The 24,045-nt window shown below is 64.4% G+C and carries 18 protein-coding genes; 4 read left to right on the top strand and 14 right to left on the bottom strand.

Annotated features, from left to right (window positions below; genetic code table 11):
- Positions 1 to 449 precede the first annotated feature (449 nt).
- Genes LQ144_RS20150 through LQ144_RS20140 form a run of 3 tightly spaced genes read right to left on the bottom strand, consistent with a single transcriptional unit; the run spans position 450 to position 8,031 of the window.
- Complete coding sequence (locus LQ144_RS20150) at positions 450 to 4,211, bottom strand: 1,4-alpha-glucan branching enzyme (RefSeq protein WP_230120797.1); 3,762 nt, start codon at positions 4,209 to 4,211, stop codon at positions 450 to 452.
- A 1-nt stretch (position 4,212) separates the two neighbouring features.
- Positions 4,213 to 6,009, bottom strand: a complete 1,797-nt coding sequence (treS, locus tag LQ144_RS20145) for a maltose alpha-D-glucosyltransferase (RefSeq protein WP_230120795.1) — start codon at positions 6,007 to 6,009, stop codon at positions 4,213 to 4,215.
- Positions 6,010 to 6,015: 6 nt separating this feature from the next.
- Positions 6,016 to 8,031, bottom strand: a complete 2,016-nt coding sequence (locus LQ144_RS20140; protein WP_230120782.1) for an alpha-1,4-glucan--maltose-1-phosphate maltosyltransferase — start codon at positions 8,029 to 8,031, stop codon at positions 6,016 to 6,018.
- A gap of 188 nt (positions 8,032 to 8,219) precedes the next feature.
- Between LQ144_RS20140 and glgP the strand changes: the two genes are divergently transcribed.
- A complete protein-coding gene (glgP, locus tag LQ144_RS20135; protein WP_230120780.1) occupies positions 8,220 to 10,838 on the top strand; it encodes an alpha-glucan family phosphorylase in 2,619 nt (872 codons plus the stop codon).
- Positions 10,839 to 10,848: 10 nt separating this feature from the next.
- Here glgP and LQ144_RS20130 read toward each other — a convergent pair whose 3' ends face one another.
- Genes LQ144_RS20130 through glgX form a run of 3 tightly spaced genes read right to left on the bottom strand, consistent with a single transcriptional unit; the run spans position 10,849 to position 13,833 of the window.
- On the bottom strand, positions 10,849 to 11,205 hold the full coding sequence (locus LQ144_RS20130) for a barstar family protein (RefSeq protein ID WP_230120779.1): 357 nt from the start codon (positions 11,203 to 11,205) through the stop codon (positions 10,849 to 10,851).
- Between the two features lie 4 nt (positions 11,206 to 11,209).
- Positions 11,210 to 11,692 (bottom strand): ribonuclease domain-containing protein, encoded by a 483-nt coding sequence (locus LQ144_RS20125; RefSeq protein ID WP_230120777.1) that lies wholly within the window; start codon positions 11,690 to 11,692, stop codon positions 11,210 to 11,212.
- 26 nt (positions 11,693 to 11,718) lie between these two features.
- Positions 11,719 to 13,833, bottom strand: a complete 2,115-nt coding sequence (glgX, locus tag LQ144_RS20120) for a glycogen debranching protein GlgX (RefSeq protein WP_230120775.1) — start codon at positions 13,831 to 13,833, stop codon at positions 11,719 to 11,721.
- Between the two features lie 114 nt (positions 13,834 to 13,947).
- Between glgX and LQ144_RS20115 the strand changes: the two genes are divergently transcribed.
- Positions 13,948 to 14,757 carry a carbon-nitrogen hydrolase family protein gene (locus tag LQ144_RS20115; RefSeq protein WP_230120773.1) on the top strand — a complete coding sequence of 270 codons (810 nt, stop codon included), beginning with the start codon at positions 13,948 to 13,950 and terminating at the stop codon, positions 14,755 to 14,757.
- Positions 14,758 to 15,284: 527 nt separating this feature from the next.
- Here the strand turns inward: LQ144_RS20115 and rlmB are convergent.
- The 6 genes from rlmB to LQ144_RS20085 form a co-directional block, all read right to left on the bottom strand.
- Positions 15,285 to 16,277 (bottom strand): 23S rRNA (guanosine(2251)-2'-O)-methyltransferase RlmB, encoded by a 993-nt coding sequence (gene rlmB, locus LQ144_RS20110; RefSeq protein WP_230120771.1) that lies wholly within the window; start codon positions 16,275 to 16,277, stop codon positions 15,285 to 15,287.
- A 92-nt stretch (positions 16,278 to 16,369) separates the two neighbouring features.
- Positions 16,370 to 17,824, bottom strand: a complete 1,455-nt coding sequence (gene cysS, locus LQ144_RS20105; RefSeq protein ID WP_230120764.1) for a cysteine--tRNA ligase — start codon at positions 17,822 to 17,824, stop codon at positions 16,370 to 16,372.
- Positions 17,825 to 17,856: 32 nt separating this feature from the next.
- Positions 17,857 to 18,183, bottom strand: a complete 327-nt coding sequence (locus LQ144_RS20100; protein WP_230120762.1) for a hypothetical protein — start codon at positions 18,181 to 18,183, stop codon at positions 17,857 to 17,859.
- A 99-nt stretch (positions 18,184 to 18,282) separates the two neighbouring features.
- Entirely contained in the window at positions 18,283 to 18,768 is a 486-nt protein-coding gene (gene ispF, locus LQ144_RS20095) for a 2-C-methyl-D-erythritol 2,4-cyclodiphosphate synthase (protein WP_230120806.1), read from the bottom strand.
- A gap of 38 nt (positions 18,769 to 18,806) precedes the next feature.
- Positions 18,807 to 19,589, bottom strand: coding sequence for a 2-C-methyl-D-erythritol 4-phosphate cytidylyltransferase (ispD, locus tag LQ144_RS20090; RefSeq protein ID WP_230120760.1), 783 nt, complete (start codon positions 19,587 to 19,589; stop codon positions 18,807 to 18,809).
- 106 nt (positions 19,590 to 19,695) lie between these two features.
- A complete protein-coding gene (locus tag LQ144_RS20085) occupies positions 19,696 to 20,178 on the bottom strand; it encodes a CarD family transcriptional regulator (RefSeq protein WP_026266570.1) in 483 nt (160 codons plus the stop codon).
- Between the two features lie 327 nt (positions 20,179 to 20,505).
- Between LQ144_RS20085 and LQ144_RS20080 the strand changes: the two genes are divergently transcribed.
- Positions 20,506 to 21,081 carry a hypothetical protein gene (locus LQ144_RS20080; protein ID WP_230120799.1) on the top strand — a complete coding sequence of 192 codons (576 nt, stop codon included), beginning with the start codon at positions 20,506 to 20,508 and terminating at the stop codon, positions 21,079 to 21,081.
- Positions 21,082 to 21,212: 131 nt separating this feature from the next.
- On the opposite strand, the gene LQ144_RS20075 is transcribed toward LQ144_RS20080, so the two are convergent.
- Together LQ144_RS20075 and LQ144_RS20070 are read right to left on the bottom strand one after the other, a co-directional pair.
- The gene (locus tag LQ144_RS20075) at positions 21,213 to 21,893 is read right to left on the bottom strand and encodes a response regulator transcription factor (RefSeq protein ID WP_230120758.1); all 681 of its coding nucleotides are present in this window, start codon (positions 21,891 to 21,893) and stop codon (positions 21,213 to 21,215) included.
- Complete coding sequence (locus LQ144_RS20070) at positions 21,890 to 23,071, bottom strand: ATP-binding protein (protein WP_230120798.1); 1,182 nt, start codon at positions 23,069 to 23,071, stop codon at positions 21,890 to 21,892. The genes LQ144_RS20075 and LQ144_RS20070 overlap by 4 nt, the downstream gene beginning before the upstream one ends.
- Positions 23,072 to 23,280: 209 nt before the next feature.
- Here LQ144_RS20070 and phoU point away from each other — a divergent pair, with 209 nt between their 5' ends.
- Positions 23,281 to 23,946: a phosphate signaling complex protein PhoU gene (gene phoU / locus LQ144_RS20065; protein ID WP_230120756.1), complete on the top strand. Its 666-nt coding sequence runs from the start codon at positions 23,281 to 23,283 to the stop codon at positions 23,944 to 23,946.
- Positions 23,947 to 24,045: the final 99 nt, after the last annotated feature.

The following is a 24,045-nucleotide window of genomic DNA, read 5'->3' as shown; positions in this document are numbered from 1 at the left end:
GAAACCAGCTGTAAAAACCAGACCACACCACAGGGGCGGCGCAACCTGGTCAATTCAACCAATTCATATAAAATAAACCGGTATCAACAAACTTGGCACACTATTGAGTTCTCAAACAACAGACACACCCGGCACCACCACAACCAAACAACCAGTCGCAGATCGCTCCGGAGCAACTTTTCAAGCTTACCCGCTCGCTTCACCCTGGTCAAATCGGCGTCCGCGGCTTCGTGACGCCCTGGGGCATCCTACTCGCTTTACCGACCAACTCCGGGGAGCGGCGCGGAAATAAACTCTACCACTACTTTTGCCAGAGGCCAACCCAGGCGCAGAAGGGACGGATGAGGCCCGGAATCACGCGGATTCCGGGCCTCATCAGCCGGCCTTGAAAAGGTGTTCTGCCGACACTTACGGTCGGCTGACCCTACGGCCGGCTGAACCAGACGGCCTCAACTCACCGTGGTGTCCGGCGCTTCTGCTGCAGCTGACCGGCTCTGCAGTTTCGGAGCGCCCGTGCCTGCCGGCTTGAAGTATGCAGCACCCAGCGGCGGCAGCGTCACAGTCAGGGTGGCGGGCTGGCCATCGAGACCTTCGTCCTCCGCCGTCAGGTTCCCCGCGTTGAGAACGCCGGAACCACCGTATGCCGGCGCATCGGTGTTGAGTACTTCAGTCCAGGCACCGGCGGACGGCACCCCAAGGGCGTACTCCTTGTGCGGCCCACCCGAGAAGTTAACCGCTACGACCAGCGGGTTGCCCTCAGTGTCCCAACGGACAAAGGTCAGCACATTGCGGTCCGCGTCAGCCCCGTTGATCCACTGGAATCCGCCGGGCTCGTTGTCGCGTGAATACAACGCAGGAGTGGACTTGTACAGCTCGTTCAGATCCTTCGTGAGGAGCTGAATCCCGCGGTGGGCCGGAATGTCGGCCAGCCACCAGTCCAGGCCGTGCTGCTCGGACCATTCGGCTTCCTGGCCGAACTCGGTCCCCATGAAGATCAGTTGCTTGCCCGGGTGCGCCCACTGGTAACCGAGGAAGGCCCGCAGGTTCGCCAGTTGCTGCCAGCGGTCGCCGGGCATCTTGCGGAGCATCGAGCCCTTGCCGTGGACAACCTCGTCATGGCTGATGGGGAGCAGGAAGTTCTCAGTGAAGGCATAGACCAGCGAGAACGTGACCGTCCCGTGGTGCCACTTCCGGTTGACTGGATCTTCCGACGCGTACTTGAGCGAATCGTGCATCCAGCCCATGTTCCACTTGAGCCCGAAGCCCAGCCCGCCGTGGCTGGTGGGACCCGTCACGCCAGGGAATGCGGTGGATTCTTCAGCGATCATGACCGCGCCGGGATGCGTCTTGTAGACCGTGGCGTTGGTCTCCTGGAGGAAGGAGATAGCCTCCAGGTTTTCGCGGCCGCCGAACCTGTTCGGCTGCCACTGACCCTCTTCACGGGAGTAATCCAGATAGAGCATGGACGCGACCGCGTCCACGCGCAGTCCGTCGATGTGGAATTCATCGAGCCAGTAGAGCGCGTTGGCCACGAGGAAGTTGCGGACCTCGGTGCGGCCGAAGTCGAAGATCAGGGTTCCCCAGTCCGGGTGTTCCCCCAGGTTGGGATCGGCATGTTCGTACAGCGGCTGACCGTCGAACTGGGCCAGGGCCCAGTTGTCCTTGGGGAAGTGCGCCGGGACCCAGTCAAGGAGGACCCCGATGCCAGCCTGGTGGAGCGCATCCACCAGGTACCGGAACTCGTCAGGGTGGCCGAAGCGTGACGTCGGGGCAAAGTAGGAGGTGACCTGATAGCCCCAGGAGCCGCCGAAGGGGTGTTCGGCCACCGGCATGAACTCAACGTGGCTGAAGCCAAGCCACTGCACATAGTCAACGAGTTCCTTGGCCAGTTCGCGGTAGCTCAGGCCGAGGCGCCACGATCCGAGGTGGACCTCGTAGACGCTCATGGGCGAGTTGTGCGGGTCCCGCTCGGCCCGGGCCTTCATCCAGTCCGCGTCCTCGAACCGGTAGTGGGAGTCAACCACCCTCGAGGCGGTCAGCGGCGGGACCTCGGTGCCGAATGCCAGGGGGTCGGCCTTCTCAACCCAGTGGCCGGCCTTGGTCTTGATCTCGTATTTGTAGCACGCGCCTGCTACAACGCCCGGGACGAACAATTCCCAGACGCCGGAGGAGCCAAGGGAGCGCAATGAGTTTTCGCGCCCGTCCCAGGCATTGAAGTCACCCTTAACGCGCACGGCCTCGGCGTTGGGGGCCCACACCGCGAAGGACACGCCGTCGACGTCCCCCAGCGAGGACTTATAGTGCTGGACGTGGGCGCCGAGCACCGTCCAGAGCGTCTCGTGGCGGCCCTCTCCGATCAGGTGCAGATCCACTTCGCCCACCGTCGGAAGGTAGCGGTACGGTTCGTCCACCGTCACAGGTTCCGCACCCTCGTATGTCACCTCAAGCCGATAGTCCGGCACGTGACCGGCCTGCAGGGGCTCCAGCACGGCAACCCACACGCCCTCTGATTCGTGGGTCATCGGCATCGAACCGGCCGCGGTCACCACAGTGACGGCTTCGGCCAGGTGCTTGACGGTGCGGATGGTTACGTGGCCGTAGTCATCCAGATGGGCACCAAGCACAGAGTGTGGGGCGTGGTGCTCTCCGGCCGCCACGCGCGAAAGCGTATGCGCATCCACATGGAGAGGGACCTGGGGCCGATCTGTAGGTGCAGAGCCTGTCATCTTATTACCTTCCGCTGCGGCCGCGGCCGGTTCGCCGGGGCCTTTCTTGCTGAGGAGCCGCCTGGATGCATTCACCGGAATAGCCAGCCAGTCGGGCCTGTTGCGCAATTCATACACGACTTCGTATAACGCCTTGTCCAGCCACAATGCCACAAAGAGCGGGGAGTTCCGGTCTATGGTGCCGGGGGTGACTTCCAAGTAGCCGGCCAGGAAGGCCTCGGCGCAGTCGTCCACCCACGACTCGGGCACCCGGGCACCGCTCCCCTCGCGCTCCGCGGCTCCCGCGGCATAGTCAAATGAGCGCAGCATGCCCACCACGTCCCTTAGCGGGACGTCGGGGAAGTTCCGTTCAGAGATGGGCCGCAGCGGCTCACCCTCGAAGTCAAGAATGGCCCACCGGTCCGAGTCGCCTTCACGGCCCGGAACTTGGAGGATCTGGCCAAGGTGGAGGTCACCGTGGATGCGCTGGAGCGCACCCGCCGGGACACCCTCGAGTTGCTTAAGGAGGCTTTCCAGCTCGCTTTCGTGGGGCCCGACGGCGGGGCCGGCCTCGCTCCAGGCCTGCCGCACCCGCTGGGCTACTCCAGGCGCTATGACCCCGCCCGGGACGGCTTCTGAGGAAACCCCCAGCGTCTCGGCGAGCCGACGGTGGACGGTGGCCGTGGCATGGCCCAGCGAGTGCGCCTGCTCGGTGAAGTCCGCTCCTGCGCTGGCCGCATCAACCGCCAGCCGCCAGGCATCCCGGCCTCCGGCCAGGAACTCGTGGGCTACCGCCAATTCGCCCTGGGCCGTGCCTGCCGCAGCGGTCTCCGGGCCGGACCCTGCGGACGATGTCCGCGCCCGCTGCGGAAACCACTCGCCTGTGACCCAGCCGAGGGTGGCCGGGACTTCAGAGGTCCTCGCGGCGGACAGGGCTGCCCCCACTTCCACCTCCGGATTGCGGCCGGCCGAAAGCACACGGAAGAATTTCACGATAGCCGCGGAGGCGCCGTCGTCGACGATCACCGAACTGTTGGACTGTTCGCCCGACAGGACCCGGACCGTGCCGGTGGCACGCGGAAGGGGCTGGCCGGCGCCGGAGAGGTGCCCGCTGGCCGTGCCGGCCGCCGCGGTTCCCTCCGTCCGCATAAGCTCCAGCCATTCGGCAATGAACACCGGATCATGGACGGCGTCGTAGACCCAACGGTGCCCCAAATCCGCGTGGTCACTTTCGCCGATGAGCGCGCTCTCGGCCCCGGGCAGCGGTTCGCGCCGGTAGCTGAGCGGCACCTGCACCACATCGGTGCGGGGGCCGCCGTCGGCAGTTTCGGAGACCACGGCGGCGAGGAAGACCTCAAGGCCCACCTCACCCGACGACTCGTTGAGGATGAGTCCGCCCACGGGAGCAAGCGAGAATTCGGCGGACTTCACCGGGAACCACCGCTGGCGCGGCAGCCATTGGCGAAGCAGCTCTTCGAGCGTTGGTGTCAGCGTAGATTGGCTCATGTCACCCCTCAATGGACAGGATGGGCATCGCCTGGGTGAAAGGTGACGCCGGGTTGGACGCAGCCGAACGTACCCGGAGCCAGAAGAAGTCGTGGCTGCCAAGGGTAAGGGTCAGGTTCCCGTCGTCTCCGACGCCGGGAAAGGGCTGGCCGCCGAACACGTCCCGGAGCCCGCGTCCCGCAAACTGCGGAAGCCTCAGCGTGGTCGCCACGGGGTGCTGCGAGAGGTTGAAGGCGCACAGGATGGTTTCGGGCGGTTCGCCGGCGGAGTTACCTTCCGGCAATTCGCGCACGTAGGCCAGCACCACTTCGTGGTCGGCTTCCACGTGCTTGAAGCCGCCCAGCCCGAACGCCGCGTGGTTGCGCCGGACACTCAGGATCTGCCGTGTCCAGCGAAGCAGCGACCCTGAGTGCGCGGCCTCGGCCTCAACATTGGCCATGTTGTAGTTGTAGACCAGCGACTGGATCACCGGAAGGTAGAGCTTGCCGGGATCCGCGTTGGAGAACCCGGCGTTCCGGTCCGGGTTCCACTGCATGGGTGTGCGGACGGCGTCGCGGTCTTCCAGCCAGATGTTGTCGCCCATGCCGATTTCGTCCCCGTAGTAAAGAAAGGGGCTCCCCGGCAAGGACAGCAGCATCGCGTTGATGAGTTCGATTTCCGCCCTGGAGTTATCCAGCAGCGGCGCCAGCCGGCGCCGGATGCCGATGTTGGCCCGCATGCGCGGATCCGGGGCATACCAGCCAAGCATCGCCGCCCGTTCGTCGGCGGTGACCATTTCCAGCGTCAGCTCATCGTGGTTTCGAAGGAAGGTTCCCCACTGCGCACCCTCGGGGATCTCCGGCGTGTCATGCATGGTCTCGATGATCGGGGCTGCCTTTTGGTCGCGCAGCGCGTAGTACAGCCGAGGCATGATCGGGAAGTGGAAAGCCATGTGGCACTCCGGTTCCTCCTCGGTGCCGAAATACTCCACCACTTCGTTGGGCGGCTGGTTGGCCTCCGCGATGATCACCCTGCCGGGATAGCTCTCATCCACCATCTTCCGCAGCTTGCGGAGGAACTCGTGGGTGGCAGGCAGGTTCTCGCAGTTGGTGCCTTCCTCCTCGAAGAGGTAGGGGATCGCGTCGGCGCGGAAGCCGTCGATTCCCTGGTCCAGCCAGAACCGCACGACGTCGAACAGAGCGTCGATGACCTTGGGGTTCTCGAAATTGAGGTCGGGCTGGTGGCTGAAAAAACGGTGCCAGAAGAACTGGCGCCGGATGGGGTCGAAGGTCCAGTTGGACTCCTCCGTGTCCACGAAGATGATGCGGGCATCCTGGTACTTTTCGTCGGTGTCGCTCCACACGTAGAAGTCGCCGAAAGGACCGTCCGGATCCTTCCGCGACTCCTGGAACCACGGGTGTTGGTCCGAGGTGTGGTTCAGCGGGAGGTCGATGATGACCCGAACGCCGCGGGCATGGGCCTCGGCCACGAGCCGCTTGAAGTCACTGATGGTTCCAAACTCGTCCAGCACCGAGTTGTAGTCGGAGATGTCATAGCCGCCGTCCCGGAGCGGCGACTGGAAGAAAGGCGGAAGCCAAAGGCAGTCCACGCCCAGCCACTGCAGGTAGTCGAGTTTCTCGATCAGTCCATGGAAGTCGCCTGAACCGTCGCCGTTCGCATCCGCGAAGCCCCGGACAAGCACTTCATAGAACACCGCCTTCCGGTACCACAGAGGATCGTGTTGCAATCCCGGCGCATTGAGCTCGAACGTGCTCTTCGGTGTGAAGTGGTGACTCGGGTTCTGCGGGCTGAAACTCAATTGAGGCTACCTCCGGATGTTCAGGATGTGTGCAGGTTCTACATGGGCATCGAGTCTGACGTAGTTGTATTCGCCCCATTCCCACGTCTCGCCCGAGATCAAATCATCCACCCTGAAGCCGCCGTTCGGCGTGAGGTCTGCCGGGTCGAGCTGCAGCGCGGCGAGATCAAGCGATACCGTGCTTTCCCGCGTGCTGTGCGGATCCACGTTGACCACCACGATGAGGGTGTCCTTGGTGCCATCCGGGAGTGTCTTGTGCTTGGAATAGACCACTGTGGCGTCATCCGTGCTGCGGTGCACAGTCAGGTTCTGCAGGTCCCCCAGCGCCGGGTGGGTCTTGCGGATCTCGTTGAGCCTGGTCAGGTAAGGGGCCAGCGTCCGCCCCGACGCGGCAGCGGCCTCCCAGTCCCTGGCCTTGTACTCGAACTTCTCGTTGTCGATGTACTCTTCCGCCCCGGGCCTGGCCACATGTTCGTACAGTTCGAAGCCGGCGTACACGCCCCACAACGGGCTGGCCGTCGCCGCAAGTGCAGCACGGATCTTGAACGCCGCGGGACCACCGTACTGGAGGTACTCGGTGAGGATATCCGGAGTATTGACGAAGAAATTCGGCCGGAAGTACGCCGGCGAGTCGTGGCTGACCTCCTGGAAGTACTCCTCCAGTTCCTTCTTGGTGTTCCGCCACGTGAAGTACGTGTAGGACTGCTGGAAGCCGGCCCTGCCGAGCGCGTGCATCATGGCGGGCCGGGTGAAGGCCTCCGCCAGGAAGACGACTTCCGGGTTTTTCTTGTTGACCTTGCCGATGAGCCACTCCCAGAACCAGACAGGTTTGGTGTGCGGGTTGTCCACGCGGAAGATCTTCACCCCGTGGCTGACCCAGAGCTGGACGATGCGCAGGATTTCCCTGGACAGGCCCTCGGGATCGTTGTCGAAGTTGAGGGGATAGATGTCCTGGTACTTTTTCGGAGGATTTTCAGCGTATGCGATGCTGCCATCCACGCGGGTGGTGAACCATTCCGGGTTGGACGTGACCCACGGGTGGTCAGGCGCGGCCTGGAGGGCCAGATCCAGCGCGACTTCGAGGCCCAGCTCGTTGGCGCGGGCCACGAACGCGTCGAAGTCCTCGAACGTGCCGAGTTCCGGGTGGATGGCGTCGTGGCCGCCCTCTTTGGCCCCGATGGCCCACGGGGATCCGGGGTCGTTCGGGCCCGCGATCAGCGTGTTGTTGGGGCCTTTGCGGTGCTGGATGCCAATGGGGTGGATCGGGGGCATGTAGATGACGTCGAAACCCATGTCCGCGACGGCCGGCAGCCTGTTGGCCGCAGTCCTGAAGGTGCCGGACGTCCAGGCGCCGGTCTCGTGGTTGCGGACGGCGCCCTCGGAACGGGGGAAGAACTCATACCAGGATCCGCGGCCGGCGAGATCCCGCTCAACCAGCAGGGGAAACGGTTCGGAGACTGTAACAAGCTCGCGGATCGGCTCGCGGCCCACAATCTCGGCAACGTCCGCGCCGAAGCCGGCAGCCAGACGCTCTTCGGCGGACCTGGAGGTGTCGGAGAGACCGACGACGGCGGTACGAAGCGTCCGCCTGTCGGTGGAGTTGCGGAACGGCTCCTCTGCCGCCTGCGACAACAGGGCGGCGCCTTCATCGAGCATCAGCTCTACGTCGATGCCCGCCTCGACCTTGACCTCGGCGTTGTGGTGCCACGTGCCATAGCGGTCATGCCATGCTTCGATCACGAAGGACCAGTTGCCGGTGGAAGTGGGAGTCAGCATACCCTCCCAAAGGTCTGTACCCTTGCCACGGTCACCGGCCGGCGGCTGAAGGCGCACGCGCTGGCGCTCTTTGCCCTTGGGATCCAGGAGGACGGCGCTGACCCCCAACATGTCGTGGCCTTCGCGGAACGACTGTGCGCTGACCACGATCCCTTCGCCGGGGAGCGCCTTGGCGGGGTACTTCCCCCCTTCCACAACCGGCTGAACGTTGGTGATCGGGAAACGGCCGAATCGAAGGCCATCCATGATCGAAACTTTCGGCGTTTGCTTGGAGGGGGCACTGGTTCGCGTGTTAGTCGTCACAGGCTCGACGTTAGCGAGAAAAGGAGGGAAATGCTAAGCCTGCGATCTTAATTAGCGAACTGATTCGTCATTTACCGGAAAGTAATCCAATCCGGTTCCGGCCGTTCATCTTGTCCGTTAGTGTGACGCAGGTGAAGGCAATCCGCAGATTTACCGTCCGAACCGTTCTTCCTGAACCGATCCGGCCGCTTGCCCGCTTGGCCACCAACCTGCGCTGGTCCTGGCACCGGCCCACCAGGGAACTCTTCGAGGGACTCAACCCCAAAGTTTGGGCTGAAAGCGGCAACGATCCGGTCAACTTCCTCGGTCTTGTCGGCCGGGAGGAAATGCACCGGCTGGCGACCGACCAGGATGTCGTGGCGCGTGTGCACTCCGCGGCCGAGGACCTGGACCGGTACCTTCAAGAGCCGCGCTGGTACCAGAGCCTGGGGGACGACGCCCCCGCCTCCATCGCGTACTTCTCACCAGAATTCGGCATCACGGAGGTTCTCCCGCAGTACTCCGGCGGCCTCGGCATCCTCGCCGGCGACCACTTGAAGGCTGCCTCGGACCTCGGCGTTCCATTGATCGGTGTGGGTTTGCTGTACCAGGCCGGCTACTTCAAGCAGTCCCTGTCCCGCGACGCCTGGCAGCAGGAAACCTATCCGGTGATTGATCCGGATGGCCTGCCCCTGACGCTGCTCCGGGAGCCGTCGGCGGACGGAAACGGCAAGCCCATCCAGATCGCGCTGCCGCTGCCCAGCGGGCGGCGCCTTTTGGCGCACATCTGGCGTGCCGACGTCGGACGTGTCCCCCTCCTGCTGTTGGACTCCAACGTTCCCGGCAACGACGACGCCGCCCGCGGCATCACAGACCGCCTGTACGGCGGCGGAGGCGACCACCGTCTGCAGCAGGAACTGCTGCTGGGCATGGGCGGGGTGAAGGCGCTGCGCGTCTACCAGCGGCTCACGGGCACCACAGCGCCGGAGGTGTTCCACACCAACGAAGGCCACGCCGGTTTCCTCGGGATCGAACGGATCCAGGAACTGATGGCCGGGGAGCAGTCACTCACGTTCAATGAGGCCCTTGCCGCGGGGCGCGCATCGACTGTGTTCACCACGCACACCCCTGTTCCGGCCGGCATCGACCGCTTCGAAGTCGCGCAGATCCAGCATTTCTTCGAGGCGGGCCTTGCCCCGGACGTCCCCACGTCCCGGATCCTGGATCTGGGACGCGAAGACTTCGCCGACGGCAACCCCTTCGTGTTCAACATGGCCGTCATGGGGCTCCGCCTCGCGCAGCGGGCCAACGGCGTGGCCAAACTACACGGTGAAGTATCCCGCGGCATGTTCGCGGCGCTCTGGCCGGGATTCGACCATTCCGAGGTGCCCATCACGTCCGTGACCAACGGCGTGCACGTACCCACGTGGGTCGACTCGAGGATTTCCAAGCTCGCCCGTGAAAGATTCGGCGTGGAAGCTGAAGTAATGGGCCGGTGGGACCTCGCCTACAACGTCAGCGACGCCGAAGTCTGGGCGCTCCGGCGCGAAATGCGCGTCTCGCTCGTCGAGGACGTCCGGCGCCGGCTGCGTGCGGCGTGGAAGAAACGAGGCGCCGCCGACGCCGAACTCGGCTGGACGGACTCGGTGCTTGACCCGGATGTCCTGACCATCGGCTTCGCCCGGCGCGTGCCCACCTACAAGCGGCTGACGCTGATGCTGCGCGAACCGGAACGGCTCAAGGCTCTGCTGCTGCACAAGGAGCACCCCATCCAGCTGGTCATTGCCGGCAAGTCGCACCCCGCAGACGATGCCGGCAAGAAGATGATCCAGGACCTGGTGCGCTTTACGGATGACCCGAAGGTCCGGCACCGTATCGTCTTCCTGCCGAACTACGACATCGCCATGGCCCGCACGCTCTTCCCGGGCTGCGACGTCTGGCTCAACAACCCGCTGCGCCCGCTGGAAGCCTGCGGCACGTCCGGCATGAAGGCCGCCATCAACGGATCCCTCAACCTTTCGGTGCTCGACGGCTGGTGGGATGAGATGTACGACGGCGAGAACGGCTGGGCGATTCCGACCGCCAACAACGGAGCCTCATCGGAGGAACGCGACGATATCGAGGCCGCGGCGCTGTACGAACTGCTTGAGACGCAGGTGGCACCGCGCTTCTACGGCAGTACTGTGTCCGAGGCGGCCGGCGCTGCCGGGCCGTCGTCTTCAGGGCGGGAGAAGATCCCCACCCACTGGGTGTCCATGATCAAGCACACGCTCGCCCACCTGGGACCGGCGGTGTCCGCCGAACGGATGCTGCAGGACTACGTCAACATCCTGTACAGGCCTGCTGCCATTTCGGGCCGGCACGCCGTTGCGGATTCCTTCGCCCAGGCCAGGGAACTCGCAGCCTGGACGTCCAGGGTCCGCGAGGCCTGGCCCCAGCTGCATGTGGAACACGTGGACTCCCTGGGAGTGTCCGAGGAACCGCAGATCGGCGATACTCTGCAGGTCAACGCGTACGTGGGGCTGCACGACCTGACGCCCGACGACGTGTCTGTGGAAGTTGCGTACGGCCAGGCCGAGGAAAGCGACGAACTCGCCAACGTGACCCTTGTGGAACTGGAGCCGAAGGATGAGCTCGGCAGCGGCCGGTACCTGTTCACAGGCTCAATCGTGATCGACCGCTCCGGATCCTTCGGCTACACAGTGCGGGTGTTGCCCAAGCACGAGGCACTGGCGTCCAAGGCCGAGCTGGGCCTGATCGTGAACGCGTAGGCAGAGGTTGCTAGAGGAACACGGCGATGACTGACAGGTCCTTGCCGGCGTAGCTTTCGGCGTCCTGCAGGACCTCGCAGATGACTCCGAAGGACCTGTCGCTGCGGAAGGCCGCTGGCACCTGCCAGATGACCGTCACTGGTTCCTGGCCGTCGTCGGAAATGGCGTCGGCGAAGTCGTGCAGCGAGTCGTTGAGGGCGTCCAGGTTCACTCCGTAGTGCTCCGGGAAATCCAGGGCTTCCCCGAAACGGGTCAGCACCTCTTTCTTGGAGCCCGCTGCCGGGATCAGGAGGCTGCGGCGGCCGGCGTCCGCAAGCTGGTCACGCAGCTCGTCGACTGTCCAGGTGTCCACGGAATAGATTTTCATGGTGCTACTTACCCTCTGCTATGAACTTGAACGACTCGTAGTGGTCCGGGGTGTAGTACTTTTCGCCGGACTTGCCTGCCACGATCCTTCGGGCGCCCCGGTCGGATTCCCCGGGAGTGGGAACGGTGTACTCCCTGTAGTAGCCGCCCGACTTGCGCGGCAGGATGCGTTCAAGGTTTCCGAAGGTCACTCCATCGCGCTCATAAGGGAACGGACCGCCCTGGCGTATGAGCGTGAGAATCCGGCGGCCTTCGGCGGGGAGCTGGGACTCCCTGATCGTGGCGAGGCCGGAGGGGTTGGGGATGCCTGTGGTCTGGCCAGCAGCCGAGGGTGCGCGAGAGGACGCGGGGGCGGGGGTGCGGGACGGTGCAACGGTTCCGGACGGTGCCTGTGCGGGACTGCCGGCCTGTGGCTGCAGCCCGTTGGACACGACAAGTGCCAATCCGAGCAGCGCAATCAGCACCACCGCAGCCAGTAAACGGCGCATATCTATGCTTTCCCTGTCTGCTGATACTAGGTGCGGTAGATGTTGATCGTGTTGGCCTGTACGAGGTCCCGCTCCCCCGACGCCACGCGGAAGCCTTGGCGGCGGTCATGAAGATCGGAGGTGGTGAGGCGCAGTTCGAACATCCTTTTGCCGACGCCGTCGTCATTGGTGACCTGGGGAAGGGTGACCCTGACGTCATCGCGGCCGCCGTTGACCACAACCAGCCCGGCCACCTGCCCGTCATCGGAGCCCAGCAGCAGCTGCACCACGCGGTGCCGCGGATCATTCCACCGCTCCATGGTCATCGGCTCGCCATCCTGGTCATACCAGTACAGGTACGACTGCGCGTCCCGCACCGGGTAATCGTGCGGCTGGCCTGCAAGGAATTCCCGTCGGAGCCGAATGACCCGCTTGGTGCTCCGGAGCATGGCGTGGGATTCCGGGGTGCTGGTCCAGTCGACCCAGGCGAGGGGGTTGTCCTGGCAATAGGCGTTGTTGTTGCCTTGCTGCGTGCGGCCCAGTTCATCGCCCGCCGTGATCATGGGGACGCCGAGAGAGATCATGAGCGAAGCCATCAGATTCCGCCGGGTCTGCGCCCTCCGTGCAAGGATAGTTTCATCCTCGGTGCGGCCTTCAAACCCGTGGTTGTAGCTGCGGTTGTCGCCGTGCCCGTCGCGGTTCTGCTCCCCGTTGGCCTCGTTGTGCTTGCGGTCATAGGACACCAAGTCGGCCAGGGTGAAACCGTCGTGGGACGTGATGAAGTTCAGCGACGCGAGCCGTGAACGGCCTGAGGGCTGGAACAGGCTCGCAGAACCGGACATGGCATCTGCCAGCCGGGCCACGGATCCGCCCTGGCCACCGGCGTCGATCGCCGCGCGGTCAGCAAGCCAGAACGAGCGCAGGGCGTCGCGGTAGTGGTCGTTCCAGTCCACCCAGCCACCCGGGAACCGGCCTGTCTGCCAGCCCCCATAGCCGACGTCCCAGGGTTCGGCGATCAGCTTGACCCTGGAGAGCACCGGATCGCCGGCGACGGCCACCAGGAACGGGTGGTTCGGATCAAAATCGTTGGCGGCATTCCGGCAGAGCGTCACGGCCAGGTCGAAACGGAAACCGTCGATGTGGAATTCGTCCACCCAGTAGCGGAGCGAGTCCAGAACGAGCTGGATCACACGGGGCTCGCCGAAGTTGAGCGAATTCCCACAGCCTGTGGTGTCGATGTATTTCCCGCTGTCGTCGGAGCGGTAGTACTTCTTTTCCCCCAGGCCGCGGAACGAAACTGTGTGCCCGTCGTGTCCGCCTTCGGCGGTGTGGTTATAGACCACGTCCAGGATCACTTCGATACCTGCGGCGTGCAAGAGCTTGACCATGCCCTTGAACTCATCCTGGACCGCCTGCGGGCCGGACTCCTGCGCGGACCGCGTAGCGTACCCGGGGTGCGGGGCAAAGAAGGCCGCCGTGTTGTAGCCCCAGTAATTGGTCAGGCCCAGGTTTTGAAGATGCGGTTCGTCGAGGTGGAAATGTACCGGCAGCAGCTGCACTGCGGTAATTCCGAGTCCTGTCAGGTGCTCAATCATCGCGGGGTGTGCCATGCCGGCGTAAGTGCCGCGCAGCGGCTCTGGAATGTCCGGGTGCAGCATGCTTTGCCCGCGGACATGTGCCTCGTAGATTATGGTGTTGCGCCACGGCGTATGCAGGCGATCATCGGCGCCCCAGTCGAAATCGCTGGACATCCGGACACTCGTCAGAAAACCGTCCCGCTGGTCTACAGCGCGTCCGTAGGGATCGAGCAGCAGCGGCTGCCGGTCGCCGTCGTAGTCGTCAAAATTCACGGTGGGAACTGAAAGCGGTAGAACCTCCCCATCGGGGGCGGCGCGGAAGCCGTAGCGCGAGCCGATCGGGAATCCCTCGAGGATGCCGTGATGAACGCCATTGGTGACGTTCGGCAGGGTCTGGATCCGCCAGTCGCCGCCGGGAGCGAGGTATCCGATTTCCAGGGTAAGGATGCCGGGAGCATAGACCGCTACGTTGGCGCGCCCGCTTTTCGAGCCGTCGGAGGACCCCGGGCGCACTGAACTTACGCCGAGGGGGAACGCGTGCGAGGCGTCCACGGTCGAGGCTGTGTCTACTAAGGGCATTACCATCGATTAAAGCTTAACTGTCACGTTCAAAAAGCCGATGTATTCCGGCATGTGACGTGCGGCGGCCCCGATCGCGGCTCCGCTGCATACTGGAAGACGCACCGAGTGGAGGTATTTGTGAAGATTGCACTGGCCCAGATCATCACCGGCCGCGATGTCGAAGCCAATCTCGCACTGGTCGAGGAGCATGCCCGCCGAGCCAAGGATGGCGGAGCCGGGCTCGTGGTGTTTCCGGAGGCCACCATGCGGGCGTTCGGGAATTCCCTAATTGACATCGCCGAACCCCTCAACGGTCCGTGGGCCACCCGGGTCCGCGCCATTGCCGCCGACATGGGCATCGTGATCGTGGCCGGCATGTTCACTCCGGGGGCATCATCCGGCGAAGGCCCCCTCAAGGTCCGGAACACGCTGCTGGTCACTGGCCCGGGCGTGGAAGCGAGCTACGACAAGGTGCATCTCTTCGACGCTTTCGGCTTCCTCGAATCTGACACCGTGGACGCGGGAACAGGGCCCGTGACTTTCGACGCCGGCGGCGTCACCTTCGGCCTGGCCACCTGCTACGACATCCGTTTCCCCGCCCTCTTTACGGCCAACGCCGACCGCGGAGCAGTTGCCAACATCATCTGCGCCTCCTGGGGCTCAGGGCCAGGCAAGGTGGAACAGTGGCAGCTCCTGGCCCGCGCCCGCGCTGTGGATACGACCACCTACGTGCTCGCCTGCGGCCAGGGCGACCCGGCCACGCAAGGGATTGAGCCGCGCGGCGCGGCGCCCACAGGCGTGGGGCACTCCGCTGTCGTCTCGCCGTTCGGCGAAGTCCTGGAAGAGCTCGACGCCGCCCCCGGCCTCCTGTTCGCCGACCTGGATCCCGCCGCCGTCAAGGAAGCCCAAACCAAGCTGCCGGTCCTGGCCAACCGCCGCGAGTTCTAAACGCCTACGCCTTAGGCGGCCCGACCGTCTCTATGCGGGCTGCCGCCGGCCGACTGCCGATGTTCGCTTCCGCGGGCGCCGACGCCTTGCCGTCGCTTAGTGTTCGGCCCTTCATCGCCGACCGCTGGTTTTGCGGCGGCCGTCGTCTTACGCTCTCTCTCCAAGAGAGGAAAAGCTCCCGCACGTCATGTGCGAGAGCGTTTCCCGTTTTCCGACGAGAAGTGCGACAGCGTTTCCAATTTATGCGCGAAAGGTGAGAGAGGGATTCTGGACAGTAGCTGTTGGTGAGACAACCGCCGAACCGCAGCAGCCGTTTTGCTAAGGAGCGCATCGCCGACCAGAGCTGAAGAAGGCCGCCCGCGGCCGGATGAGGCGGCGGGAGGAAGGGATGCCCTGAGGGCCCCGAACTGAGCTTGCGAAGTTTGGGAAGGGGCATCCCGCTAAGCGACGGCAAAGCGGCTGCTGCGGTGGACCCTTGGGGGCCAGACGGCAAAACTGCGTTGACGGCGGACTGGCCGCAACTGGACTTACTTGACGGCGCGCTGGCGGCTGACTTCGTAGAGGGAGATACCGACGGCCATGGAGGCGTTGAGTGATTCCATGGCGGAGTCAATGGGGATCGAGACGATCTGGTCGCAGTTTTCCCGGACGAGACGGCTGAGGCCCTTGCCCTCGGAACCCACCACGATGCAGACCGGCTCGGTGGCCAGGGTGAGGTCCGGCAGCGAGACGTCGCCGTCGCCGTCGAGCCCCAGGACGAAGATGCCCATGTTCTTGAACTGCTTGAGCGCGTTGTTCAGGTTGGAGGCGCGGGCGACGGGCACGCGGACGGCAGCGCCGGCGCTAGTCTTCCAGGCGGAGGCCGTGACACCCACGGAACGGCGTTCCGGGACGATCACGCCGTGGCCGCTGAAGGCCGAGACCGAGCGGATGATGGCGCCAAGGTTGCGGGGATCAGTGATGCCATCGAGCGCGACGAACAGGGGCGCGTTGGACACATGCCCCTTCTTCCACCGGTCGACTGTCTGCTCGGCGAGGTCGTAGGCGTCCTGGTACTCGTACGGCGGGATCTGCAGCACGAGGCCCTGGTGCACGGCGTCGTCGGTCATGCGGTCCAGCTCGGGCTTGCCGGTTTCCAGCAGCGGGATGCCGCGTTCGGCCGCAAGCTTGAGGGACTCCTTCACACGGTCGTCCATTTCGATCCGGATCGCCACGTGCAGGGCCTTCGCAGGAATACCGGCGCGGAGGGCCTCGACGACGGAGTTGCGGCCGGTGACCACTTCTTCCGTGGCACGGCCCTTCGGGCCGGAGCGTGCGCCGGCGTTGCGGCCGCCGCCGGACCGCTTGGCCTCGGAGCGCTCCGAGAGCTGCTTGCTCTTGTACGCCTTGTGATAGGGACGATCCTCGGCCTTGGGGGTGGGCCCCTTGCCTTCGAGGGCCTTACGGCCGTGGCCACCGGTTCCGGTGGTGGGGCCCTTCTTGAGCTTGCGGATTGCGCCCGGGCGACCGTTGTTGGCCATGAGTTCCACCCTTGGTTGTATTGAGTAAGTCTGAACTCCAGTCTACTGACTCAAGTTAAATCGTTGACCCGGGCGGAGCGGGGACGGCCGGCTCAACCGCGCTGGAGGCTCCAGGTGGCTCCGTCGGCGCCGTCTTCCACCACGACGCCGGCGGCCGTGAGGGTGTCGCGGATGGCGTCCGAGGCCGTCCAATCCTTCTTTGACCGGGCGTCGGCCCTGGCGGCCAGCTGCGCCTCCACGAGCACACCGAGCGCTGCGGCGGCTTGATCGTCGACGGCTGGCTGCGCCGCGTCACTGATTCCCAAGACCCGGAGCATGTCGGTGACACTGGCCAGCGCCCGCCGTGCGGCCTCGAGATCGCCGGCGACGAGGGCGGAGTTTCCTGCCCGGACCGTATCGTGCAGCACCGCAAGGGCCTGTGGGACGTTCAGGTCGTCGTCCATGGCTGCGGCGAACGCGTCCGGCACCGTGCCGTAGCTGCCGAAGAGCAGCGCGCCGTCAGCTGAAAGCGTCCGGACCGCACGCGCAATGAAGCCGTCAATGCGTTCGACGGCGGCGGTGGCCTCCTGCAGTGAGGTCGGCTGGTAGTCCAGCACCGAGCGGTACTGCGCCTGCCCAAGGTAATAACGGACGACGCGCGGCGAAGCTAGGTCAAGCATCTCGGCGGGGCTCACGGTGTTGCCCACGGATTTGGACATCTTCTCGCCCTGGTACGTGACCATGCCGTTGTGCATCCAGAAGTTCGCGAAGCCGTGGCCTGCAGCCTGGGACTGGGCCATCTCGTTCTCGTGGTGTGGGAAGCGCAGGTCGAGGCCGCCGCCGTGGATGTCGAACTCCGTGCCGAGGTATTTGGTGACCATGGCAGAGCATTCAAGGTGCCAGCCCGGGCGGCCGGCGCCCCACGGCGAAACCCAGCTCGCCGTCGTCGGCTCCCCTTCTTTGTGGCCTTTCCAGAGCGCGAAGTCGCGCGGGTCCTTCTTGCCGCGAGGGTCAGCGTCAGTTGCCCCCTGCATGTCGTCGAGCTTCTGGCGCGTCAGCGAGCCGTACTTGTTCCAGGAGCGCACGTCGAAGTAGACATCACCCGAGCCGTCCAGGGCGGGGTAGGCGTGGCCGCGGTCGATCAGCTGCTGGATCAGCGCGTGCATCTCCGGGATGTGGCCGGTGGCGCGCGGTTCGTAGGTGGGGCGCGAGACGCCAAGAGTGTCGTAGGCCTTGAGGAACTCCTGCTCATACCGGTAGGCCAGTGCCCACCATTCCTCTTCCCGGACGGTATCCGGTTCCTGCTCGATGTCGGGCTCAAAGGATGCCGCAGACTTGGCCAGGATCTTGTCGTCGATGTCCGTGACGTTCCGGACCACGGTGACGCGCAGGCCGCGGTACTGCAGCCAGCGGGTTAGCTGGTCGAACGCAATGGCAGAGCGAATATGTCCCACATGCGGCATTCCCTGCACCGTGGCACCGCAGTAGTACAGGCTCGCTTTGCCGGGTACCAGGGGAACGAAGTTCCGGACTTCGGCGGATGCAGTGTCGTAAAAGCGCAGGGTCACCGCTCCAGATTAGCCGATGCCATTGGTGGCGCTTACTTGCAGACCTCGCCGATCCTGTTGTTCTGCTTTTTGAGCTCGTCCAGCTGCTCTGCGCTCTTGTCCCCCAGCGACGTACCGGCCACCTGCTTCATGACGTCGGCCATCTTCTGGATCGGATCGGCGAGTTCCTGGGCCACCTTGTCGGCAACCTCCTGGTAGTGCTTGGCGATCTGGTCCGCCTGCTGCTGCTGGTTTCCGGTCGGCTTGAACGTGTCGCCCTGGAGGAAGGTGCAGCTCTCGCCGACGCTCATCCGGGGCGTTCCGGCACAGCCCGCAAGGAGCAGGCAGGCAATCACGACGGCGGGAAGCAGCTTTTTCACGGCGGGTCTCCTGATGTGGCGGTACGGGCTGTTCTCGGCTCACTGGGTGCGGCCGGTGCTGTATTCCAGCCTAGGCGATGCGGCCGTGTGGAGTGACAGCTAGAGAGCCGGGTAAACGAGTGCAGTGGCCACGGCGGAGATACCTTCCCCGCGGCCTGTGAAGCCGAGCCCGTCGCTGGTGGTGGCCGTGACGCTCACCGGAGCACCAGCGGCCTCAGTCAGGATGCGCTGCGACTCTTCGCGGCGGGGACCGAACTTGGGCCTGTTCCCCACGAACTGGACGGCGACATTGCCGATCTCAAAGCCCGCAGCCCGGACGATCCTGGCCGCTTCAGCCAACAGGGTGACGCCGGAGGCGCCTGCCAACTCCGGCCGGTCCGTGCCGAAATGCGTACCAAGATCGCCGATCCCGCTCGCGGAGAACAGGGCGTCGGCGGCGGCATGGGCCACCGCATCGCCGTCGGAATGGCCGGCCAGCCCCTGCTCTCCCTCCCACAACAACCCGCCCAGCCACAGCGCCCGCGGTTCACTTTCCGGGGCGAAGGCATGCACGTCAATGCCGATGCCGGTGCGGGGCAGGATCATCCTCGCTGCCTCAGTCGGCTCTTCTACGCTCACGCTCTTCAGCCCTCCACCCAGCGGGCACCCAGGGGACCCTCCAGGAGGCCTTCAGCAATGATGAGATCCAAAGGGGTGGTGATTTTCAGGGACTGGCTGGCTCCGCGCACGGCGTGGACCGGCACGCCGAGAAGCTCCACCAGCATGGCGTCGTCAGTCACCGCGGCCGCGCGGCTTTCGTCAAACTGCAGGGCGGCCTCATGGGCCGCTTTCAAGGTTGCAAAGCTGAAACCCTGCGGGGTCTGGACCGCCCGCAGTTCGTCCCGGGGGGCAGTTCCCGTCACGAGCTCGGGGGCAATGTCCGAGTCTTCGCCGGTGGTGGCCGCAACGGTCTTGACGGTGTCCACCACCGGGATGACCGGGATGACAGCCAAGGCTCCGGCGGCCAGCGCCTGAGCCACCCGATGGAATACCGACTCGGGGGCCAGCGCACGGGCCGCGTCGTGGACGAGCACCGCCTCGGTCCCGTCCTCCAGGGCGGCCAGCGCCGACCGGACGGAATCCGCCCTGGTGGCCCCGCCGTCGACCGTCGTCAGGAGCGGGCCGCCATCCGCCAGCTCCAGCCGGAAGTCGTCCAGCATCTGCCGCAGCCCGTCATCTCCCGGGGGCAGCGCCACGCAGACCTGGCCTGCTACGCCGGCGGCGACGATCCCGCGGAGGGCGTGCAGGAGGATGGGGTCGCCGCCGAGCGGCACGGCGGCCTTCGGCATGCCGTAGCCAAGCCGCTGCCCGGATCCTGCGGCGACCAGGATGACGGCGGTGACGGGGCGCGTGGGTGCATCGCTCATGCGGTCTAGCCTACGTCCCGGCCGGCCGCCCCAGCCCATTACGCGCAGTTGGTGTTTTTGGGCAAAAAGAAACCCCGGCGGCATTTCTGCCACCGGGGTTCAATTCTCAGGAAGCCAGAACCTCGTCGAGAACGCTTGCAGCCTTCTCTTCGTCGGTCTTTTCAGCCAAAGCCAACTCTGAAATCAGAATCTGCCGTGCCTTGGCCAGCATTCGCTTCTCGCCTGCGGAAAGGCCCCGATCGTGATCCCGGCGCCACAGGTCGCGGACGACCTCTGCAACCTTGATAACGTCACCGGAAGCAAGCTTCTCCAGATTTGCCTTGTAACGACGCGACCAGTTGGTGGGCTCTTCAGTGAACTCGGCCCGGAGCACATCGAATACGTGCTCCAAACCTTCCTTGCCCACTACGTCGCGTACCCCAACGAGGTCAACGTTCTCTGCTGGAACTTCAATGGTCAGATCACCCTGAGCCACCTTGAGCTTGAGATACATCTTCTCTTCGCCCTTGACAGTGCGCATCTTGATTTCTTCAATTTTTGCTGCACCGTGGTGAGGGTAAACTACTGTCTCGCCGACCTCAAAAACCATGTGGACTTTCCCCTTTCCCGCAGACCAGTTTATCACGATTAAGGCATATGACTGGCACGGATCGGGGTCCGGAACCGCGAGAATCCGCGGAAAATGGCCCGAATCAGCCGCTCAGACCCCTTGACGAAAGCGGATAATAGTGCATCCGCCACCCGCCGACAAGCGTTACGCACGGGTAGCCAGCGAGCCTGGTTCGCTCCGCAGGAGGTTCCGAAGCGGGCGCTTATGTGTACTGGCCGAATCCTCGTTTGGCCCCGTTTGCCGATAGGCTATGGCTGAAAACTGTTTCAAGACTTTCTAGGAGTGCGTGACGTGCGTTTCACTGCGATGAACCGGGGCCAGCACGGCAAGTTGGCAATGGCGGCTGCCGCCCTGAGCGTCGGACTGCTGGCACTGACGGGCTGCAGCTACATCAACGCCCAGCAGACCTCCGAGCAGTACGCCGCCTCCGACGGAACCCGCTCCGACGTTGGCCCGCTGCAGCTGCGGAACATGCTGATCGTTGCTTCCGGCGAAAATCAGCCCGGCCGTCTGATCGGCGCTGTCTACAACTCCTCTTCCAAGGACGTCAAGCTCACCCTCAACGGAGCCGAGGGCTCGCAGACTGAGGTGTCGGTGAAGAAGAACTCCTACACGCTGCTCAACAATTCCGCGGACGAGGCCATCCTGAGCACCGCCGGCGCCAAGCCCGGCGCCGTCGTGGACGTCAAGGCCACCGAAGACGGAACCAACGTCAACAAGACCGTCAAGATCCCCGTCGTTGACGGCACGCTCAAGGAGTACGCACAGTACGTTCCTGGCGCTAGCCCCAGCGGGACGGCATCGCCGAGCGACTCGGCAACTCCGAGTGAGTCCGCAACCCCGAGCGAAAGCAGCACGCCGACGCCCAGCGAAAGCCACTGACGCCTCGCCGGTCAGCGGACCACCGCACACCTGACGTATTGAAGAAGGAGGGGCTCCCACCCGGGAGCCCCTCCTTCTTTGCCAGGTCAGACTTTGCATGTCACACCTGCTGGCCACGGCTGGAGCCGGCTCTAGGGTTCGAACTTGTAACCCAGTCCGCGGACGGTCACCAGGTACCTCGGGAGGGACGGGTCGGGTTCGATCTTGCTGCGCAGTCGTTTGACGTGGACGTCAAGGGTCTTCGTGTCACCCACGTAATCGGAACCCCAGACCCGGTCAATCAGCTGGCCGCGGGTCAGCACCCTGCCTGAATTCCGCAGCAGCATCTCGAGGAGCTCAAATTCCTTCAGCGGGAGTGAAACCTGCTCGCCACCGACGCTGACAACGTGGCGTTCGATGTCCATCCGTACCGGGCCCGCCTGCACTGTGGAGGAAACAAGTTCCTCCGGCTCCCCCTGGCGCCGGAGCACGGCCCGGACCCGGGCCACCAGCTCGCGTGACGAGTACGGCTTGGTGACGTAGTCGTCGGCACCAAGTTCAAGACCCACGACTTTATCTATTTCTGAGTCCTTGGCGGTCAGCATAATCACCGGCACGCTGGATCGCTGGCGCAGCTGGCGGCACACTTCCGTACCTGACAGGCCCGGCAGCTGCAGGTCCAGCAGCACGAGGTCGGCCCCGTTGCGGTCAAATTCGGTAATCGCGTCCAGCCCGTTGTCGACGACCTCCACCTCGAACCCTTCCTTGCCCAGCAGATAGGACAGGGGGTCGCTGAACGACTCCTCGTCCTCAACTATAAGAATCCTGCTCAAGCGGTAGCTCCTCGTTTATGGACGCCGGCGGCGTCGTTCGGTTCTTTGTCATTCGGCGATTGCCCTTCCATTTCAGGCAGGCGGAGGGTGAACGTGGACCCCTGCCCCGGCTGCGACCACACGGTGACCTCTCCGCCATGGTTGGAAATGACATGCTTGACGATGCTCAGGCCCAGTCCGGTGCCGCCGGTGTGCCGCGAACGTGCTGCATCCACACGATAGAAACGTTCAAAAATTCGTTCCTGGTCTTCGGCCGACAGGCCTTCGCCCTGGTCGGTCACGGAGATCGCAATCAGGCCTTCCTTCGCACGCACTCCGATCCCCACGCGGGTGTTCTCCGGTGAATAGCGGATGGCGTTGTCGATAAGGTTGCGCAGGGCTGTGACGAGAAGGTCCTGGTCGCCGTAGACCTTTGCATCAACGCGGCCGCCGATGACGATCTGGATGTTCTTGCTCTCGGCCGGCAGCTGTGAACGGTCCACGGACTCGGAGATCACGTCATTGATGTCCACGGCGTGGCCCTGCTGCGCCACGTCCGCGCCCTGCAGGCGTGACAATTCGATGATGTCCTGCACCAGGGCGGCGAGCCGTGCTGACTCCTTGTGCATGCGCGTGGCGAACCGCCGAACGGCTTCTTCGTCGTCCGCGGACGATTCAAGCGCCTCCGCGAGGAGGGAAATGGCGCCCACGGGCGTTTTCAGTTCATGGGACACGTTGGCCACGAAGTCGTTGCGGATCTCCTCGGTGCGGGTGATCTCGGTCCGGTCGTCGGCCAGCAGGAGGATATATTCCTCCCCAAGCATGGCTGCCCGGACCTGCACGATGATGGTCCCCTGCCCCAGAGGCCCGCGCGGCAGCTCGAGGCGCTTCTCCAGAATGACACCGTCCCGGCGGACATTCGCCGTCATGTCAAGGAGCTCGCGGTGCACCACGGTATGGCCGCGCACCAGACCGTACGCGTAGGCGGCGGGACTTGCCCGGACCACGCCATCGATGGCGTCCACCACCACGAAGGCCTTGCCGACGACGGCGAGCACCTCGGCGGATCCCGGCGGCAGTGCGGGCTCGTCGTATTCGACGTCCACGAGTTTCCTTTGCTGCTCACTGACCCTGAACGCGAGCACGCCAAAGACGCCGAACGACAGGCCGAGCAGGCCGGCGATGACACCGATGAGCATTGGATCCACGGCTCCAGCTTATGCTTTCAAAAAGCGCCAACAGCCGCTTCACGACCAGAACGGGCCGGATTCAGCTAACGTTCATCTAGAGGTGCGTAACAGTTCACCCGGTGCTGGAAGAGTGGCCAGTTGGACTGCCGGAACGGTGACACGAGATTCTGACCGCCGCTGCGGCGGCGGGGCGGAATCTCTAAGGAAAGGACGCCTACGTGCGTAAGGTTTTTCAGGAAGAGCTCGCCCAGGTGGGCGAAGACCTCATCGAGATTTCAAAGCTGGTCAGCGAGGCGATCGTCAAGGCAACGACGTCATTTGAGGTCGCCGACGTCGACCTTGCCCAGGACGTCATCGCTGCGGATGCCCGGATCGACTTCCTGCAGAACAGCCTCGACGAGCGCGCCATTGACATCCTTGCCCTTCAGGGTCCCGTCGCCAGCGACCTGCGCATGATCGTCGGATCGCTACGGATGAGCGCCTCCCTGGAACGCATGGGTGACCTCGCCCGCCACATTGCCCAGCTGGCGCGTCTCCGCTTCCCCTCCACGGTGATTCCGGCGTCGCTCACGGAGACCTTCAAGAGCTTCGCTGAACAGGACATCCAGATCGCCACCAAGCTCACCGAGCTGCTGGAGACCCGGGATCTTGAAGTTGCCCGCGACATCCTCAAAGCCAACACTGCGGTGAACGACCTGCACCTGAGCGTATTCAAGGCGATCGCCCGCAGCGACTGGCAGGAATCCCCTGCCACCACCGTGGACGTGGCCCTGGCCAGCCGCTACTTCGAGCGATTTGCCGACCACGGCGTGTCCGTGGCCCAGAAAGTCACGTATCTCGTGACCGGCGCCTGGCACCCGAACAGCAGCATCGAGCACGGCTGAGGTTCCCGGCTTAACAGCAAACGACGGCGGCTGGTCACCTGAGGTGACCAGCCGCCGTCGTCCGCTTTACTTTACTTTTTTCCCTGGTTGGCCACAGCC

The organism is Arthrobacter sp. Bi83, from assembly GCF_918698095.1.
In the GTDB taxonomy this organism is placed as follows: Bacteria; Actinomycetota; Actinomycetes; order Actinomycetales; family Micrococcaceae; genus Arthrobacter.
This window is presented reverse-complemented; position numbering and strand designations above follow the sequence as displayed.

Excerpts from the sequence above, each read along its gene's own strand:
- LQ144_RS20150 (WP_230120797.1), bottom strand. The coding sequence starts at position 4,211 with ATGAGCCAATCTACGCTGACACCAACGCTCGAAGAGCTGCTTCGCCAA.
- LQ144_RS20140 (WP_230120782.1), bottom strand. The coding sequence starts at position 8,031 with ATGGATGGCCTTCGATTCGGCCGTTTCCCGATCACCAACGTTCAGCCG.
- LQ144_RS20130 (WP_230120779.1), bottom strand. The coding sequence starts at position 11,205 with ATGAAAATCTATTCCGTGGACACCTGGACAGTCGACGAGCTGCGTGAC.
- LQ144_RS20125 (WP_230120777.1), bottom strand. The coding sequence starts at position 11,692 with ATGCGCCGTTTACTGGCTGCGGTGGTGCTGATTGCGCTGCTCGGATTG.
- glgX (WP_230120775.1), bottom strand. The coding sequence starts at position 13,833 with ATGGTAATGCCCTTAGTAGACACAGCCTCGACCGTGGACGCCTCGCAC.
- rlmB (WP_230120771.1), bottom strand. The coding sequence starts at position 16,277 with ATGGCCAACAACGGTCGCCCGGGCGCAATCCGCAAGCTCAAGAAGGGC.
- ispF (WP_230120806.1), bottom strand. The coding sequence starts at position 18,768 with ATGATCCTGCCCCGCACCGGCATCGGCATTGACGTGCATGCCTTCGCC.
- ispD (WP_230120760.1), bottom strand. The coding sequence starts at position 19,589 with ATGAGCGATGCACCCACGCGCCCCGTCACCGCCGTCATCCTGGTCGCC.
- LQ144_RS20085 (WP_026266570.1), bottom strand. The coding sequence starts at position 20,178 with ATGGTTTTTGAGGTCGGCGAGACAGTAGTTTACCCTCACCACGGTGCA.
- LQ144_RS20080 (WP_230120799.1), top strand. The coding sequence starts at position 20,506 with ATGAACCGGGGCCAGCACGGCAAGTTGGCAATGGCGGCTGCCGCCCTG.
- LQ144_RS20070 (WP_230120798.1), bottom strand. The coding sequence starts at position 23,071 with ATGCTCATCGGTGTCATCGCCGGCCTGCTCGGCCTGTCGTTCGGCGTC.